Source organism: Allobosea sp. 117 (assembly GCF_000702305.1).
Classification (GTDB): Bacteria; Pseudomonadota; Alphaproteobacteria; order Rhizobiales; family Xanthobacteraceae; genus Ancylobacter.
Genome location: NZ_JNLC01000017.1, coordinates 253,473 through 269,154 on the forward strand (window position 1 = coordinate 253,473; position 15,682 = coordinate 269,154).

Consider the following 15,682-nt stretch of genomic DNA (forward strand, 5'->3'; position numbering starts at 1 on the left):
CTCAGGCCCGCACCTGGTTCCGGCCGCCGCGCTTGGCGCGGTAGAGCATCTCGTCGGCGCGCTCCATCACCGCATCCAGCGGCTCGTCCGGCCGCGCCTCGGCGATGCCGAAGCTCGCCGTGAGGGCGCTTTCCTTCACCGCGCCGAGGCGCAGCTCGCCGATGCGAAGGCGCAGCCGCTCGGCCAGCGCCCGGGCCTCGTCGAGGCCGCCGCGCGCGAGCAGGATGACGAACTCCTCGCCGCCGATGCGCGCGGCGCAATCCTCGCGCCCCAGCTCGCCGGCGACGAGCTCGCCGACCGCCCGGATGACCTCGTCACCGGCGGCATGGCCGTAGCTGTCGTTGATCGCCTTGAAGCGGTCGATGTCACAGTAGATCAGTGCCGCTGGCGCGCCGTGCAGCCCGGCCAGCCGCCGGCCGGCCTCCTCCTCGAAGCCGCGTCGGTTGAGCAGCGGTGTGAGGCTGTCCTCGTTCCGGTCGCGCCGCAGGTCGTCGACGACGTCGAGCGCCACGGCCAGCAGGAAGGTGAGGCACAGCAGCAGCGCCAGAATGACCAGCGCGAAGCTCAGCAGCGAGTAGAACAGCGAGCGCGCGAAATTCTCCGGCGTGATCATGCCGGCGGGCACGTCGACCAGCATGGTCAGTATGGTGCGCGGCAGGAAATGCAGCCCGGTGAGCAGCACCACCCAGAACAGCACCCGGTCGATCGGCTTGCGCGCCGGCGCCGTGCGCAGGCGGAGCGCGGCGAAGCACAGCATCGCGCCCGCACCGAGGTTCTGGACGTAGATGCGCGTGCTCAGGCTGTCATGGACGTAGAAGAAATAGGCGATTGCGCCGAGGATGACCGCCGAGATGGCGAGGATCCATCGCCGGTTGTCCACCAGGCCGACCCGGGTGAGCATCGCCTCGACGAAGAGCCCGATGGCCGACTGGTAGAGCACGGCCGAGACCATCGTGTTCAGCCCGACCCTCGGCATCGGCGGGATGGTTATCTGCGCCGTCACGGCAAGCGCATAGGCCGCCGAGGCGCCGGACATGAGCAGTATGTAGGGGCGGTTGCGCTGGTTGAGCCACAGCAGCAGGAACACCGTCGCGAAGACGATGCCGATGGCCGGGTTCAGCAGGGTGAAGAGGCGCAGCGGAGTCACGATGGGGCGGCTCTGACCGAAGGCAAGGGCGGCATGCCTCGCCGCCCGGCCTTGGTATCAGATAGCGGGGCCCGCGCCGAACGCGGCCTCGCTCACAGCCGATACAGGATCTGGTCGGTCCAGAAGCGCTCCAGGCGCTGCAGCGCCTTGTTGATGACCACGAAGTCCGCCGGGCCGATGCCGCCGATCTGCTCGATGGTGGCGATGTGCTTCTGGTAAAGCTTCGCGATGATGTCCCGGACCTCCTCGCCCTTGTCGGTCAGCTTGATGCGGACCGAGCGGCGATCGATGCGCGAGCGCTGGTGATGCAGATAGCCCATCTCCACAAGCTTCTTGAGATTGTAGGAGACGTTCGAGCCAAGATAATAGCCGCGGGTGCGCAGCTCGCCGGCGGTCAGCTCGGCATCGCCGATGTTGAACAGCAGCAGCGCCTGGACGGCATTGACGTCCGAACGGCCGCGGCGGTCGAATTCGTCCTTGATCACGTCGAGAAGTCGGCGGTGGAGGCGCTCGACGAGGGTGAGCGCCTCCATATAGAGCGGCCGGATCTCTTCACGACGTTCGTCACGCGGGGCGGTTTCGACCGCCTTAGCTGAGCTCTTCATGTCAGACGCCTCAAGTTTTATTTTGATTTGAGAGATTACTTCCCTCTGATGCGTACTGTTTTACGTGAAGCTCTCTAAAATCCGTTTAAACGGCACGATGAATGTTTAGTGACCCGTCATTGTTTACGGTCAGTGAATCGGATAGGCAAAACCAAAGGACTTCAAAGGTTTGTGCGCCAACTGGCGCGACGGCCCGGCGCGCGCCATTTACACGGGCCTAACCATTTCAGCCGACTTCGAAATTCGGCGCAGACCGAAAAATCAGTCTTCCATCTCGCGCGCCGCCTTGTAGGCGAGGAAGCCGTAGCCCGCGACAAGAAGGGTCTCCACCACGGCGACGACGATCAGGCTGCCCACGCCTTCCGGCGCCGAGGCGTTGATCATGATCTGCACCATGGTGGTGACCAGCCACAGCACCACGCCCCAGGCCGCGCCGAGCCACAGCCCGACCGCCGCCACCGGGTTCATGATGGCCGCCCAGATCACCGCCGACTGCGCGGCCAGCGAGAGCGTCTCGAAACGCGTCGTCTGGCCGTCCCAGATGCCGCAGACCAGCGTCCAGCTATAGACGGTCTTGAGCAGCAGGAAGCAGGCGAGCGCGCGCAGATAGAGCAGCACCCGCTGCTGCCACGGGCCCAGCGGGTTGGTCGCCGGACCGAGCGCGGCGTCAATCGGATCGTAATGCGTCATCGGCGGGGCCGGCCTCAGGAGGGAAGGACGAGTTCGTCGGGCAGAGGCTGGTCGAACAGGGCGGCTATGGCGGCGGGGTCCACCTCCTCCAGCCGGTCGGGCTTCCAGCGCGGCGCCTGATCCTTGTCGATCAATACAGCACGCACGCCTTCATAGAAATCGTGACCGTCGAGAACGTGGGTGACCGCGCGGAATTCGAGCCTGAGGCAGCCGGCGAGATCGTGCTCAAGACCACGGCGCATCTGCTCGAAGGCGATATGGACGCTGGTCGGCGAGACGCGCCGCAGCGTCGCCACCTGCAGCGCGGCGAATTCGGCGAGCGCTCCGGTGCCGCGGGCGGCATGTTCGAGGGCGGCCAACACCGCCAGCACCGAGCCGCCGGCGAAGATGCGGTCGATCTCGCCATAGAGCGGCGCCAGGGCGGGCGCCGGCGGCACCACGGCGAAGCGGTCCAGCAGCGGCCCCATCTCGTCACCGGCGGCGAGCGCGTCCAGAAGGTCCGGCCAGCGTTCCGTCGGCACGTGGTGCGTATAGAGGCCGACCGCCATGGCGTCGGCCATGCCGATGCGCGCGCCGGTCAAAGCGAGGAAGGTGCCGGTCCAGCCCATCAGGCGCGGCAGCACGAAGGTGCCGCCGACGTCCGGAAACAGGCCGATGGCCACTTCCGGCATGGCGAAGGCGAGCTTTTCGCCGGCGACGCGGTAGCGGCCATGGCCGGAGACGCCGAAGCCGCCGCCGAAACACAGGCCGTCGACCAGCGACAGATAGGGCTTGGGATAGCGCGAGATGAAGTGGTTGAGCGTGTATTCGTCGCGCCAGAAGGCACGCGCTTCCTGCTTGCCGTCGGCACGTCCCAGATCGTGCATCGCCCGGATGTCACCGCCGACGCAGAAGGCCCGCTCATTTGCCGAGCGCAGCACGACATGGGCGACCTCGGGGTCCGCCGCCCAGGCGTCGAGCCGCGCCTGCATGGCGCGGATCATGCCGTGCGTGAGTGCATTCAGCGCCTTCGGGCGGTCGAGGATGATGATGCCCGCATGCCCGCGCCGCTCGAACCTTATGCCTGGTGCCTCGTTCACGAATCCCTCGATCGGTTGCCCTCGGCAATATCGCCTGCCGCGCCGTTTGATAAGCCGCGTGCCCGTAGGGCGGCGGTGCCCCTGCGCATCGATAGAGCCGTCTCTCCCGTCCGCGTCAACGTGCCCTGCGGCCGAATGACGTTTGCCTACGCAATGCTGCGGGTGTCTTGCTCGCGCTCAGGCGATTATGACGTTATAAGCGTTCGAAACTGGCCGAGACCGAGATGACCATGCCCATCCCCTTCGCCCGTCCGCGCCACGCCACGGCGACGGAAGCCTCCTCCCGGCTCGATCTTGCGCAGCGCCTGCGCCGCAACCGCAAGGCGGAATGGTCGCGCCGGCTGGTGCGGGAGAACACGCTCACCGTCGCCGACCTGATCTGGCCGATCTTCGTGATGGACGGCAGCGAGGCACGGGTCGAGGTCGGCTCCATGCCGGGCGTCGAGCGTCTCACCGTGGACGAGGCGGTGCGCGAGGCGGAGCGGGCGGCCTCGCTCGGCATTCCGGCCCTCGCGCTGTTCCCCTATACCGATCCGGAGCTGCGCACGGCGGACGGGCGCGAGGCGCTCAACACCGGCAATCTGGTGTGCCGCACGCTGCGCGCCATCAAGGCCGCGGTGCCGGATATCGGCCTCATCACCGACGTGGCGCTCGATCCCTATACGAGCCACGGCCATGACGGCCTCGTCTCCGAGGACGGCCGCATCCTGAACGACGAGACGGTCGCGGTGCTGGTCGAGCAGGCGCTGGTGCAGGCCGATGCCGGCGCCGACGTGATCGCCCCCTCCGACATGATGGATGGCCGGGTCGGCGCCATCCGCGCCGCGCTGGACGCCTCGGGCCATCTCGATGCGCAGATCCTCGCCTACAGCGCGAAATACGCCTCCGCCTTCTACGGCCCGTTCCGCGACGCGGTCGGCTCGTCCGGCTGCCTCAAGGGCGACAAGCGCACCTACCAGATGGACTTCGCCAATGGCGAGGAGGCGCTGCGCGAGGCGGCGCTCGACGTCGAGGAAGGCGCCGACATGCTGATGGTGAAGCCCGGCCTGCCCTATCTCGACGTGATCTACCGGCTGAAGGAGACCTTCGGCCTGCCGACCTTCGCCTATCAGGTGTCCGGCGAATACGCGATGATCGAGGCGGCGGCCCGCAATGGCTGGCTCGACGGCGAGAAGGCGATGATGGAGAGCCTGATGGCCTTCAAGCGCGCCGGCGCCGACGGCATCCTCACCTATTTCGCCCCGCGGGTGGCTGCGAAGCTCGCCCGCGAGGCGTGATAGCCGCCGGCGTCTGGCGCCGGTCCCCGAGAGATAAAACTCAGGACGCGGCGCGCCTGCCCTGCCGGCGCAGATAGACGATCTGTGCGCTCACCCCGACGACAAGGGCGACGAGGATGCCGGCCATAACGCCGAGAAGAAGCGGCGACTTCGGATCCGTGACGATGGGATGGCCGTCGGGGACGCGGCGCAGCGTTTCGGAGACGGTCGGCACCATCAGCAGGAACACCGTCAGGCTCAACAGGACGGTTTCCAGATAGCGGGCGGCTCGCCCGAGGCCCGGCATCCGTCCGACCCCGTAGCCCGCGAGCAGCACCACGATCGTCACCGCGCCAATGCCGCTGCTGATCGGCTGCTTGGCGACAAGAAACACCGTGGTGGCGCCGATCAGCATCGAGACGAAATAGATCGCGCCGGCCGGCGACCGGGGCACGATCCGGCCGTATCGGGCAATCATGTAGAACGCTGCGGGAATCGCCGGCAGGCTGCCGAGCGTGTGCACCCAACCGAGGGGAGAAATACCGAACATGACGATGCCTTTCATCGTGTAGAGAAATGGCTACCTACTAGTCGGTAGCCTGCGAGGGCGAAGAGAGCGCAGACCCTGCCCCAAGGTCATAGGGTTCACTGTGGAACGGCCAGGCGTTCCAGCATCGGACGGGTGACGAGGCCGAACATCCCGGCGTCACCATAGGCGCGGGCGGAGAGCATGGCGCCGTGGACGGTGGCCAGGAAGATTTCAGCCTCGACATCGGCGGTCGCGGTCAGCCGGACGCGGCCCTGCTTGGCACCGCGCTCCAGCACCGACGACAGCCATGCCGCCAGTGCCCGGAAATGCGCACGCACCTCGCGCGCGACCTCTTCGGGAAGCTGCGGGAGCTGGCTCGCGAGCAAAGCGCAGACACAGAATGGAGCGGTGCCGTCGCCTATGCAGGCTTCCCAGTAGCCGACATAGGCACGAAGCTGCTCGACCGGATCGGAGACGTGCTGCTCCAGGGCTGCAAGCCCGTGCTCGGCCTCCTCGCGGTAGCTGGCGACGAGCGTGCGGACGAGATCGGACTTGCCGGGAAAATGATGGTGGATGCTCGCATTGCGGATGCCGACCACTTTCGCGATGTCGGCATAGCTGAAGCCGTTATAGCCACCCTCGACGATCAGCGCGCGGGCACAGTGAAGGATGTCATCGGATGTGGTGGACGGGTTGGGCATGGCCGATATCTACCTTCTAGTAGGTAGATGGTCAAGTGCTATCCCAGAGTGGTCCCGACTGCTGGCCGACGTGCCGAGACTGTGTCACGAAACGTCGGTGCGCCAGCCTCCGCCCTCTCCCGTTCGAAGCGCGCCACCGCAACAGAGCCCACCGCCACGCCATGCGCCCGCTCCTGCTCCTCGTCTCCATGCTGCTGCTCGCGGGCTGCGCGCGGGTGATGGACGCGGACCAAGCGCGGCTGTGCCGGGCGGTCGCCCCGGCGCTGCACGAGGACGACACCGTCATCAAGGAGAGCGCGCTGGCGCCGCTGCCCGGCTCGCAGACGAGCCTGCGCCTTGCCTATACCGCGCGCCGGTACGGCGTGACGCGTCCGCACTGGATCATCTGCACCTTCGGCGGCACCTCCGGCGTCGACCGCTTCGACCTCGTCGCCGTCGAGACCGACCGCGGAACGCTGAGCGATATCAAGCTGGCGATCATGAAGCGCTGGTGGCTGCCGGATGCGGTGGCAATGCAGGCCGAAGCTCCCTTCCGGCTCGACGGCCGGTCCGCCTACTGGCTGCAGCAGGCGATGAACGGCCTGTCCCTCGCCGGCATCTACGGGCTTGTCGCCGTCTCCTTCGCGCTGGTCTACGGGCTCGTCGGGCGGATCAACCTCGCCTTTGGCGAGATCGCGGTGGCCGGCGGCGTCAACATGCTGATCGTGACCGGCATCGCCAGCGGTTCCGGCCGGCTCGGCGGCCCCGCCCTCATCCTCGCGCTCGCCGCCGGCGTGGCGGCGGCGGCGCTGTGGAGCTGGGCCATCGGGCGCTGGGTCGTGCTGCCGCTCACCGCCCGCTCGCGCTCGCCCCAGCCCGTTCTCATCGGCACGATCGCGCTCGCCATCGTGCTGGGGGAGCTCATCCGGATCACCGCTCGGCAGCGCGAGAACTGGCTGCCGCCGCTGATGAACCTGCCGGTGCCGATCGCCGGCGGCGCGGAGTTCACCGCGACGGTGACGCCCGCGCAGATGCTGACCGCCGGCCTCGGCTTCTCAGCCGCCTCCTTCGTGCTGGGACTGCTCGCCTTCACATCCTTCGGACGGGGCTGGCGGGCCTATGCCGACGACCCGCTGATGGCCGCGCTCATCGGCGTTCCCATCCCGCGGCTGCTGGCCGGCACCTTCCTGCTCTCGGGCGCGACCGCCGGGCTGGCGGGCACCATGGTCGTGTTGTCCTACGGCACCATCGAGGCCGGCGCGGGCATCGGCATCGCCCTCAAGGCGCTGATCTGCTGCCTCATCGGCGGAATCGGGTCGATTCCCGGCGCGTTTCTTGGCGCAATTCTTCTCGCCGGTATCGAAACGCTCTGGTCTGCGACCTTCAATATCGTGTATCGCGACGTGGTGATCTATTCGCTGCTGGTCGCCGTCCTCGTCTTGCGGCCCGCCCGCAGTTCCCTCCCCCCGCGGGAAATCTGAGCCTCGTCATGACCCTGCCTGTCTCGCCTGCCGATGTCGCCGCCGCACGTCACCTGCTCACCGGAGCGGTGCTGCGCACGCCCACGCTTCCGGCGCCCCGGCTTTCGGCGATTACCGGCGCGCATGTTTTCGTGAAATACGAGAACCTCCAGGTCACCGCGAGCTTCAAGGAGCGCGGCGCGCTGGTGAAGCTCGCCAGCCTCTCGGCCGAGGAGCGCTCGCGCGGCGTCGTCGCCATGTCGGCCGGCAACCACGCGCAGGCCGTCGCCTATCACGCCCGGCGCCTCGGCATCCGCGCCACCATCGTGATGCCGGAGTCGACGCCAATCGTGAAGGTCGCGGCGACGGAGGCGCATGGCGCCCGCGTCGTCCTGCACGGCGAAACCGTCGCGGAGGCGAGCGAGGAGGCCGACCGCATCGCGCAGGCCGAGCGCCTCGTCTGGGTTCACCCCTATGACGACCGGCACGTCATCGCCGGCCAGGGCTCCATCGCGCTGGAGATGCTGGAGGATGCGCCGGACCTCGACGCGCTGCTGGTGCCGGTCGGCGGCGGCGGCCTGATCTCCGGCATCGCGGTGGCGGCGCGCGACCTGCGCCCGAGCATCGAGATCGTCGGCGTCGAGACCACGCTCTTCCCCTCGATGTGGAACGCGCTGCACCAGCAGGATCGTCCCTGCGGGGGCGCGACACTGGCCGAGGGCATCGCCGTGAAACACCCCGGCGTGCTGACCCGCGAGATCGTCTCGGCGCTGGTCTCCGACGTGGTGCTGATCGACGAGCCGACCTTCGAGCGGGCGGTCAACATCTTCCTCACCCAGCAGAAGACGCTCTCGGAAGGTGCCGGCGCCGCCGGTCTCGCGGCGCTGCTGGCCGAGCCGGACCGCTATCGCGGGCGCAATGTCGGCCTCATCGTCAGCGGCGGCAACATCGATCCGCGCATCGTCGCCTCGATCATGCTGCGCGAACTGGAGCGCGAGGAGCGCATCGTCTCGTTCCGCTTCTCGATGCTCGACCGGCCGGGCGAGCTCGGCATCATCTCGACGCTGCTCGGCCAGCTCGGCGCCAACATCCTCGAAGTGGAGCACAAGCGCCATTTCCTCGACGTGCACGCCAAAGGCGCCCGCCTCGACGTCACCGTCGAGACGCGCGACCGCGCCCATGCCGAACAGGTCTACCAGGCGCTGGTCGCCGACGGCATGGATGTGGTCCGCGTGGACTGGCAGTCGGGCAACTGAACGCCACGCGTAATTTCCTACCGAGAGCCCTTTCCGATCAGGTGGAATCGCCTGATCGATAAGAAAGTGCTCTCAATTCAACAGGCTGGAGCATCCCCTGATCGCGAAAGTCGATCAACTTTCGCGGGAAATGCTCTAAGGGCATCAGGAGACGGCGCCGGCTCTTGCCGGCGCGGTCCGGCCGCACCACCTGATCGGCTGAGAAGCAGGAGCCGGCCATGTCCGACATTCATCGCATCGACAGGTCCGAGGGCTACAAGCCCTATGCCTACGATCCGGCGACGCAGCCGGAATATTTCGACGGTGTGCTGTCGCGCCGCATCGTCGCCTTCTGCATCGACGTGGTGATCATCTTCGCGCCGATGGTTCTGGCGGCGCTGTTCATCTTCGTGTTCGGCCTCGTGACCTTCGGGCTGGGCTGGTTCCTGTTCGGCCTGCTCAGCCCGGCCTTCGTGCTCTGGGCGCTGGTCTATACTGGCCTGACGCTCGGCGGCGACAAATGCGCCACGCTCGGCATGCGGGCGGTCAATATCGAGATGCGCCTGTGGTACGGCGCGCCGATGTACCATCTGCTGGCGGTGCTCAGTGTGGTGATGTTCTGGGTATCGGTGAGCGTGCTGACGCCCTTCGTGCTGCTGGTCGGCCTGTTCAACAGCCGCCGCCGCCTGCTGCACGACCTGATCCTCGGCACCATCGTCGTGAACAACGAGGAGCGGGCGACCAGCCTGCGTCGCCCGCGCTGAGCCGGCCGGCCGCCCCGTTCATCACAACTTCTACAAAGTAACGAACAGGCTTTGACGCGGCGGCCGGCGCGCGCGATCCTGATGCGAGTCATCCCGACGCAACAACCGTGACCGAACACCCGCGCGATACACCGCAATTCTACCTGACGGCACCCTCGCCCTGCCCGTACCTGCCCGGACGGGAAGAGCGCAAGGTGTTCACCCATCTGGTCGGCGAGCGGGCGACGCAGCTCAACGATGTGCTCACCCATGGCGGGTTCCGGCGCAGCCAGTCGATCGCCTATCGGCCGGCCTGCGAGAACTGCCGGGCCTGCGTCTCGGTGCGGATCTGCGTGGACGATTTCCGCGAGACGCGCGGTTTCCGGCGGGTGCGTCAAGCCAATGCCGACCTCGTCGGCGACATGCGCGCGGCGGTGCCGACCGCCGAGCAATATTCGCTGTTCCGCGCCTATCTCGACAGCCGCCACAGCGATGGCGGCATGGCCGACATGAGCGTGCTCGACTACGCGATGATGGTCGAGGACAGCCATGTGCGCACGCGCGTGATCGAATATCGCCGGCGCGGACCGGACACCGCGATCCACGGCCGCGGCCAGGGAGCCGTCCATGGAGTCGCGCTGACCGACGTGCTCGCGGACGGGCTTTCCATGGTCTATTCCTTCTACGAGCCGGACGAGCCCGCACGCTCGCTCGGCACCTTCATGATCCTCGACCATGTCGACAAGGCGCGCTCGCTCGGCCTCGCCTATGTCTATCTCGGCTATTGGGTCGATGGCTCGGCCAAGATGGGCTACAAGAGCCGCTTCCTGCCGCAGGAACGCCTCGCCCCGCATGGCTGGGAGCGGGTGGAGCGCTGAGGCCCTCCCCGCTCACTCGTCCAGCATGGTCTCGACGAAGCTCTCCGGCGCCAGGCAGAATTCGCGCATCATGCGGAAATGCATGGTGTCCCTGAGTTCGGCGGGCGTCAGGCCGTATTTGTCGAGCATCAGCAGCCGCGCGCCGGGATAGGCCATCAGGAACGGCGAATGGGTCGCCATGATGATCTGGGCGATACCGCTCTTCTCCATCCGCCTGAGAATCCTCATGAAGTCGATCTGGCGGCTCGGCGACAGCGCGCTTTCCGGCTCGTCGAAGATATAGACGCCCTGCCGGTCGCCTCGTTCGCTGAAGAAGCTGAGGAAGCCTTCGCCGTGGGATTTCATCAGCCAGTCGGGCGGCGCCGCATGGACCTCGATGGCCGCCCTCTCGACATATTCGGCAACGTCGAAAAAGGTCTCGGCGCGGAAGAAGAAACCTTCGCCGATCTTGGGCAGCCAACCCAATTTCAGCGTACCGGCGAGCGTAATCTCGTGGCGCGTGGTGCCACCCGCGTGCGCGCTGCCGCCGCCGAACAGGCCGAAGCCGGCGGCGATAGCAATGCCCTCCAGCAGGGTCGATTTGCCGACGCCGTTCTCGCCGACGATGACCGTCACCGCATGGTCGAACGCCATCTCGAAGCTGCGATGCCGGAACAGCGGCAGGCAGAAGGGATAGGCGTCCCAATCGCCGACCCGCTCCGGCATGAGTTCCACATGCCGGAGATAGGGAGCCGGGAGGCGGATGTCGCGCTTTGCTTTCGCCATAGGTTTCGACCGTTCGGATATGGTCGCCATTCTAGCCCGAGGATGCAGCGCCTTCGACGGTCGCGCAACGGAATACCTCCCGACTGTCATGGCTCTGTGACGCGGTCGGCCTAGCAATCTGGAACCGATCCAGATTGTCTAACGCCGGAGCTTGCACCATGACCGATCCCCGTTCGCCCGCCCATGACGATGACGTCTCGCCCTTCCGCACCAGCCTGCTGGAGGAGGCCGACGGCGCCGGCTCGAACCCGACGGCCAACCCCACCATGGGCGAACTCATCTCCATCCGCTTCTCGCGCCGCGGCCTGCTCAAGGGTTCGCTCGCCGTCTCCGCCATCGCCTCGACGGTCAGCCCGCTCGCGCTGCTGACGGCGGAGAAGGCCAAGGCGGCCTCCGGCTCGGCCTTCACCTTCACGGAAGTGGAGGCCGGCGTCGACCCCAAGCATCACGTCGCCGAGGGCTACGACGCCGACGTGCTGCTGCGCTGGGGCGACGCACTGTTCGCCGATTCGCCGGAGTTCGACCCGAAGAACCAGAGCGCCGAGGCGCAGCGCCGCCAGTTCGGCTACAACAACGACTATGTCGGCTTCATCCCGCTGAACGGCTCGGCGGAGCACGGCCTTCTGGTGGTGAACCACGAATACACCAACGAGCACCTGATGTTCCCGGGCATCGTCAGCGTCGCCGAGGGCAAGCTGAAGGTGGCGCCGGCCGACCAGAAGCGCGTCGACATCGAGATGGCGGCGCATGGCGGCACCATCGTCGAGATCCGCAAGGTCGACGGCAAATGGCAGGTGGTGCGCGACGGCAAGCTGAACCGCCGCATCACCTCCACGACCCCCATGGTGCTTAGCGGCCCGGTCGCCGGCCATGACCGCGTGAAGACCAAGGACGACACCGCCGGCACCCGCGTCATCGGCACGCTCAACAACTGCGCCGGCGGCGTGACGCCATGGGGCACCTATGTGATGGCCGAGGAGAACTTCCACGGCTATTTCCTCGGCAAGCTGCCGGAAGGCCACAAGGAAGCCGCCAACTACAAGCGCTACGGCGTGCCGGAAGGCGCCTATGAGTGGGGCAATTTCTACGAGCGCTTCGACCTTTCCAAGGAGCCGAACGAGCCGAACCGCTTCGGCTGGATCGTCGAGGTCGACGTGAACGATCCCAACTCGGTGCCGAAGAAGCGCACCGCGCTCGGCCGCTTCAAGCATGAGGGCGCCGAGTCGATCGTCGCCAAAGACGGCCGCGTGGTCTTCTATCTCGGCGACGACGAGCGCTTCGACTATGTCTACAAGTTCGTCACCGCCGGCCGCTTCAACCCGAACGACCGCGCCGCCAACATGGACCTGCTCGACGAGGGCACGCTCCATGTCGCGAAGTTCGAGGCCGACGGCTCGCTGACTTGGATGCCGCTGGTGTTCGGCCAGGGGCCTCTGACCGCCGCCAACGGCTTCGAGAGCCAGGCCGACGTGCTGATCGAGACGCGGCGCGCCTCCGATCTGCTCGGCGCCACCAAGATGGACCGGCCCGAGGACGTCCAGCCGAACGGCGTCAACGGCAAGGTCTATGTCATGCTGACCAACAACACGCGCCGCAAGGACGACCAGATCGACGCCGCCAATCCGCGCGCCAAGAACGCCTTCGGCCACATCATCGAGATCGCCGAGGCCGATGGCGATTTTGCCGCCACCAAGGGCAGGTGGGAAGTCCTGCTGAAGTGCGGCGATCCCTCCGTCGCCTCGGTCGGCGCGTCCTTCTCGACCGACACGACCAAGAACGGCTGGTTCGGCATGCCGGACAATTGCGCGGTCGACTCGGCCGGTCGCCTCTGGGTGGCCACCGACGGCAACAATCCGAAGGAGACCGGCCGCACCGACGGGCTGTGGGCGGTCGACGTCGAGGGCGAAGCGCGCGCCACCTCGAAGCTGTTCTTCCGCGTGCCGGTGGGCGCCGAGCTCTGCGGGCCGCTGTTCACGCCGGATGACCGCACCGCCTTCGTCGCCGTGCAGCACCCGGGCGACGGCGGCACCGACTGGGCGCCGTTCGGCCGGCCGTCCTACTATGAGGACCTGTCCACCCGCTGGCCGGATTTCCGCGACGACATGCCGGTGCGCCCGGCGGTGGTGGTGATCACCAAGCAGGACGGCGGCAAGATCGGCGCGTAACCGCACCTTCGGGCGGCTACCGGCCCTAGCTATCGACCGCATTCGCCCGGGCGTCCGCGTCCGGGCGAATTTATTTCAGGCGAATTTGTTGTTGCGCGGGAAGCCCTTGGGCGGCAGGCGGCCGGCGCCGGCACGCTCGCCCTGCCATTCGGCGAGCTCCGTCACCGTCCATGTGCGGCCGGAGGTGTCGGTCCAGGTGAGACCGTCCGCCAGCGTGAACACCTTCATGTCCGACAGGCCGCCATCCTTGTAGCGCTGCAGGCGCACGCCGCGCCCGCGCGCCATCTCCGGCACTTGGCTGAGCGGGAAGAGCAGCAGCTTGCGGTTCTCGCCGATGGTCGCCACCGTGTCGCCGACCGCAGGCACGACGCGCATGGCGTCTTGCCCGTCGACGCCGAGCACCTGCTTGCCCTTGCGGGTGTTGGCGACGCAATCGTCCTCGGCGACCACGAAGCCCCTGCCCTCCTTCGCGGCCACCAGCAGCCTGCGCCCGCCCTGATAGGCGAAGACGTCGACGATGTCGGCCTCCTGCTCGAGGTCGAGCGACAGGCGCAGCGGCTCGCCATGGCCGCGCCCGCCCGGCAGCTTGGAGGCCTCGAGCGTGTAGAACCGGCCATTGGTGGCGAAGACCAGCAGCTTCGACGTCGTCTCGGCGAAGAAGGACAGCTTCAGCTCGTCGTCGCCCTTGAAGGCGAGCGAGGCGAGGTCCGCGACATGGCCCTTCAGCGCGCGGATCCATCCCTTCTGCGAGACGACGACGGTGATCGGCTCGCGCTCGACCAGCGCCTCGCTCACCGCGTCGGCGTCGTGCGCTGCCGCCTCGCCGAAGCCGGTGCGGCGCCGCCCGAGCGGCGTGTCGGGAGCGAAGCGCTTGCGGGTCTCGCCGAGCTCCCAGGCGAGCGTCTTCCACTGGCGCGCCTCGGAGGCGAGCAGCTTCTCGATGCCGTCCTTCTCCGCGGTGAGCGCGTCATGCTCCTTGCGGATCTCGAATTCCTCGAGCTTGCGCAGGGAGCGCAGCCGCATATTGAGGATCGCCTCGGCCTGCACGTCGGTGAGCTCGAAGCGTGCCATCAGCACGGGCTTGGGCTCGTCCTCCTCGCGGATGATGCGGATCACCTCGTCGAGGTTGAGATAGGCGATCAGATAGCCGCCGAGCACCTCCAGCCGGTGCTCGATCTGGCCGAGGCGGAAGCGCGAGCGGCGGATCAGCACGTCGCGGCGGTGGTCGAGCCATTCCAGCAGCGCCTCGCCAAGGCTCACCACCTTCGGCACGAGCCCGCCGACCAGCACGTTCATGTTGAGCGGAAAGCGGATTTCCAGCTCGGTGAGGCGGAACAGGCTCTCCATCAGGAGATCGGCGTCGACGTTGCGCGCGCGCGGCTCCAGCACGAGTCGCACATCCTCGGCGGATTCGTCGCGGACATCGGCGAGCAGCGGCAGCTTCTTCTCGTTCAGCAGCTCGGCGATCTTCTCGACGAGGCGCGACTTCGGCACGCCGTAGGGGATTTCCGTCACCACGACGAGATAGGTGCCGCGGCCGGTCTCCTCCTTGTGCCAGCGCGCACGCAGGCGGAAGCCGCCGCGCCCGGTCGCATAGGCGTCGGCGATCACCGCCGGCGGATCGATGACCACGCCGCCGGTCGGGAAATCCGGCCCCTTCACGAAGGCGAGCAGCTCGTCCGTGGTGGCGTTGCGGTTGTCGATCAGGTGCAGCGCCGCGTCGATCAGCTCGGCCGCGTTGTGCGGCGGGATCGAGGTCGCCATGCCCACGGCGATGCCGGTGGAGCCGTTGGCGAGCAGGTTCGGGAAGGCGCCGGGGAGGACGACCGGCTCCTCGGTGGTGCCGTCATAGTTCGGGCGGAAGGCGACCGCGTCCTCGTCGATGCCTTCCAGCATCAGGCGCGCGACCTCGGTCATGCGCGCCTCGGTGTAGCGGTCGGCGGCGGCGTTGTCGCCGTCGATATTGCCGAAATTGCCCTGCCCGTCGACGAGGGGATAGCGCTGCGCGAAATCCTGCGCGAGGCGCACCATGGCGTCGTAGATCGCCGCATTGCCGTGCGGATGGAAGGAGCCCATCACGTCGCCGACGATCTTCGCCGACTTGCGGAAGCCGCCGCCGGGGTCGAGCCGCAGCAGCCGCATGCCGTAGAGGATGCGCCGGTGCACCGGCTTCAGCCCGTCGCGCGCATCGGGCAGCGCGCGGTGCATGATGGTCGAGAGCGCATAGGCGAGGTAGCGCTCCTCGAGCGCCGCCTTCAGCCCGACCGGCTCGATCGAACCTTCACCCGGTGGAATCGGTCTTTCTCCCATCCTTCCTCGGTACAAAAATCAAGCCGCCGGAACAAGACGCGAACGCGCATGGAGCCCCCGCGCGGCCTGCGGCACGGCACGCCCATATTAAATTTCGGCAATCTTCACGGCGCCGGCGAGGCCGGAACGGCGCCATTCGA

The 15,682-nt window shown here is 67.3% G+C and carries 14 protein-coding genes; 6 read left to right on the forward strand and 8 right to left on the reverse strand.

Annotated features, from left to right (window positions below):
• Nucleotide 1: 1 nt before the first annotated feature.
• The 4 genes from U742_RS0119615 to U742_RS0119630 form a co-directional block, all read right to left on the reverse strand.
• A complete protein-coding gene (locus U742_RS0119615) occupies nucleotides 2-1,147 on the reverse strand; it encodes a GGDEF domain-containing protein (protein ID WP_051661349.1) in 1,146 nt (381 codons plus the stop codon).
• 92 nt (nucleotides 1,148-1,239) lie between these two features.
• Nucleotides 1,240-1,752, reverse strand: coding sequence for a transcriptional regulator LdtR (locus U742_RS0119620; RefSeq protein WP_029356156.1), 513 nt, complete (start codon nucleotides 1,750-1,752; stop codon nucleotides 1,240-1,242).
• Nucleotides 1,753-2,013: 261 nt separating this feature from the next.
• Nucleotides 2,014-2,442 (reverse strand): DUF6163 family protein, encoded by a 429-nt coding sequence (locus U742_RS0119625; protein ID WP_029356158.1) that lies wholly within the window; start codon nucleotides 2,440-2,442, stop codon nucleotides 2,014-2,016.
• 14 nt (nucleotides 2,443-2,456) lie between these two features.
• Entirely contained in the window at nucleotides 2,457-3,521 is a 1,065-nt protein-coding gene (locus tag U742_RS0119630) for an enoyl-CoA hydratase/isomerase family protein (protein ID WP_029356160.1), read from the reverse strand.
• Nucleotides 3,522-3,751: 230 nt separating this feature from the next.
• Between U742_RS0119630 and hemB the strand changes: the two genes are divergently transcribed.
• Nucleotides 3,752-4,798, forward strand: a complete 1,047-nt coding sequence (gene hemB, locus U742_RS0119635; protein ID WP_038362221.1) for a porphobilinogen synthase — start codon at nucleotides 3,752-3,754, stop codon at nucleotides 4,796-4,798.
• A 40-nt stretch (nucleotides 4,799-4,838) separates the two neighbouring features.
• Here hemB and U742_RS0119640 read toward each other — a convergent pair whose 3' ends face one another.
• Both U742_RS0119640 and U742_RS0119645 read right to left on the reverse strand, forming a co-directional pair.
• A complete protein-coding gene (locus U742_RS0119640) occupies nucleotides 4,839-5,327 on the reverse strand; it encodes a hypothetical protein (RefSeq protein WP_029356164.1) in 489 nt (162 codons plus the stop codon).
• Between the two features lie 95 nt (nucleotides 5,328-5,422).
• Nucleotides 5,423-6,007, reverse strand: coding sequence for a TetR/AcrR family transcriptional regulator (locus tag U742_RS0119645; RefSeq protein WP_029356166.1), 585 nt, complete (start codon nucleotides 6,005-6,007; stop codon nucleotides 5,423-5,425).
• Between the two features lie 161 nt (nucleotides 6,008-6,168).
• On the opposite strand from U742_RS0119645, the gene U742_RS0119650 reads away from it, so the two are divergent.
• The 4 genes from U742_RS0119650 (at nucleotide 6,169) to U742_RS0119665 (ending at nucleotide 10,302) form a co-directional block, all read left to right on the forward strand.
• Complete coding sequence (locus U742_RS0119650) at nucleotides 6,169-7,467, forward strand: branched-chain amino acid ABC transporter permease (RefSeq protein WP_029356168.1); 1,299 nt, start codon at nucleotides 6,169-6,171, stop codon at nucleotides 7,465-7,467.
• An 8-nt stretch (nucleotides 7,468-7,475) separates the two neighbouring features.
• The gene (locus U742_RS0119655) at nucleotides 7,476-8,702 is read left to right on the forward strand and encodes a threonine ammonia-lyase (protein ID WP_029356170.1); all 1,227 of its coding nucleotides are present in this window, start codon (nucleotides 7,476-7,478) and stop codon (nucleotides 8,700-8,702) included.
• A gap of 218 nt (nucleotides 8,703-8,920) precedes the next feature.
• On the forward strand, nucleotides 8,921-9,445 hold the full coding sequence (locus tag U742_RS0119660) for an RDD family protein (RefSeq protein ID WP_029356173.1): 525 nt from the start codon (nucleotides 8,921-8,923) through the stop codon (nucleotides 9,443-9,445).
• A 107-nt stretch (nucleotides 9,446-9,552) separates the two neighbouring features.
• The gene (locus tag U742_RS0119665; RefSeq protein WP_029356175.1) at nucleotides 9,553-10,302 is read left to right on the forward strand and encodes an arginyltransferase; all 750 of its coding nucleotides are present in this window, start codon (nucleotides 9,553-9,555) and stop codon (nucleotides 10,300-10,302) included.
• A gap of 12 nt (nucleotides 10,303-10,314) precedes the next feature.
• Here U742_RS0119665 and U742_RS0119670 read toward each other — a convergent pair whose 3' ends face one another.
• Nucleotides 10,315-11,067 carry an AAA family ATPase gene (locus U742_RS0119670; RefSeq protein ID WP_029356177.1) on the reverse strand — a complete coding sequence of 251 codons (753 nt, stop codon included), beginning with the start codon at nucleotides 11,065-11,067 and terminating at the stop codon, nucleotides 10,315-10,317.
• A gap of 158 nt (nucleotides 11,068-11,225) precedes the next feature.
• Here U742_RS0119670 and U742_RS0119675 point away from each other — a divergent pair, with 158 nt between their 5' ends.
• Nucleotides 11,226-13,232 (forward strand): PhoX family protein, encoded by a 2,007-nt coding sequence (locus tag U742_RS0119675; protein WP_029356179.1) that lies wholly within the window; start codon nucleotides 11,226-11,228, stop codon nucleotides 13,230-13,232.
• A 75-nt stretch (nucleotides 13,233-13,307) separates the two neighbouring features.
• On the opposite strand, the gene parC is transcribed toward U742_RS0119675, so the two are convergent.
• On the reverse strand, nucleotides 13,308-15,542 hold the full coding sequence (parC, locus tag U742_RS0119680) for a DNA topoisomerase IV subunit A (protein WP_029356181.1): 2,235 nt from the start codon (nucleotides 15,540-15,542) through the stop codon (nucleotides 13,308-13,310).
• Between the last annotated feature and the right edge of the window lie 140 nt (nucleotides 15,543-15,682).

Bases quoted from the DNA above. Each gene is read 5' to 3' on its own strand.
- U742_RS0119620 (WP_029356156.1), bottom strand. From the start codon at position 1,752: ATGAAGAGCTCAGCTAAGGCGGTCGAAACCGCCCCGCGTGACGAACGT.
- U742_RS0119625 (WP_029356158.1), bottom strand. From the start codon at position 2,442: ATGACGCATTACGATCCGATTGACGCCGCGCTCGGTCCGGCGACCAAC.
- hemB (WP_038362221.1), top strand. From the start codon at position 3,752: ATGCCCATCCCCTTCGCCCGTCCGCGCCACGCCACGGCGACGGAAGCC.
- U742_RS0119640 (WP_029356164.1), bottom strand. From the start codon at position 5,327: ATGTTCGGTATTTCTCCCCTCGGTTGGGTGCACACGCTCGGCAGCCTG.
- U742_RS0119645 (WP_029356166.1), bottom strand. From the start codon at position 6,007: ATGCCCAACCCGTCCACCACATCCGATGACATCCTTCACTGTGCCCGC.
- U742_RS0119650 (WP_029356168.1), top strand. From the start codon at position 6,169: ATGCGCCCGCTCCTGCTCCTCGTCTCCATGCTGCTGCTCGCGGGCTGC.
- U742_RS0119655 (WP_029356170.1), top strand. From the start codon at position 7,476: ATGACCCTGCCTGTCTCGCCTGCCGATGTCGCCGCCGCACGTCACCTG.
- U742_RS0119660 (WP_029356173.1), top strand. From the start codon at position 8,921: ATGTCCGACATTCATCGCATCGACAGGTCCGAGGGCTACAAGCCCTAT.
- U742_RS0119670 (WP_029356177.1), bottom strand. From the start codon at position 11,067: ATGGCGAAAGCAAAGCGCGACATCCGCCTCCCGGCTCCCTATCTCCGG.
- U742_RS0119675 (WP_029356179.1), top strand. From the start codon at position 11,226: ATGACCGATCCCCGTTCGCCCGCCCATGACGATGACGTCTCGCCCTTC.
- parC (WP_029356181.1), bottom strand. From the start codon at position 15,542: ATGGGAGAAAGACCGATTCCACCGGGTGAAGGTTCGATCGAGCCGGTC.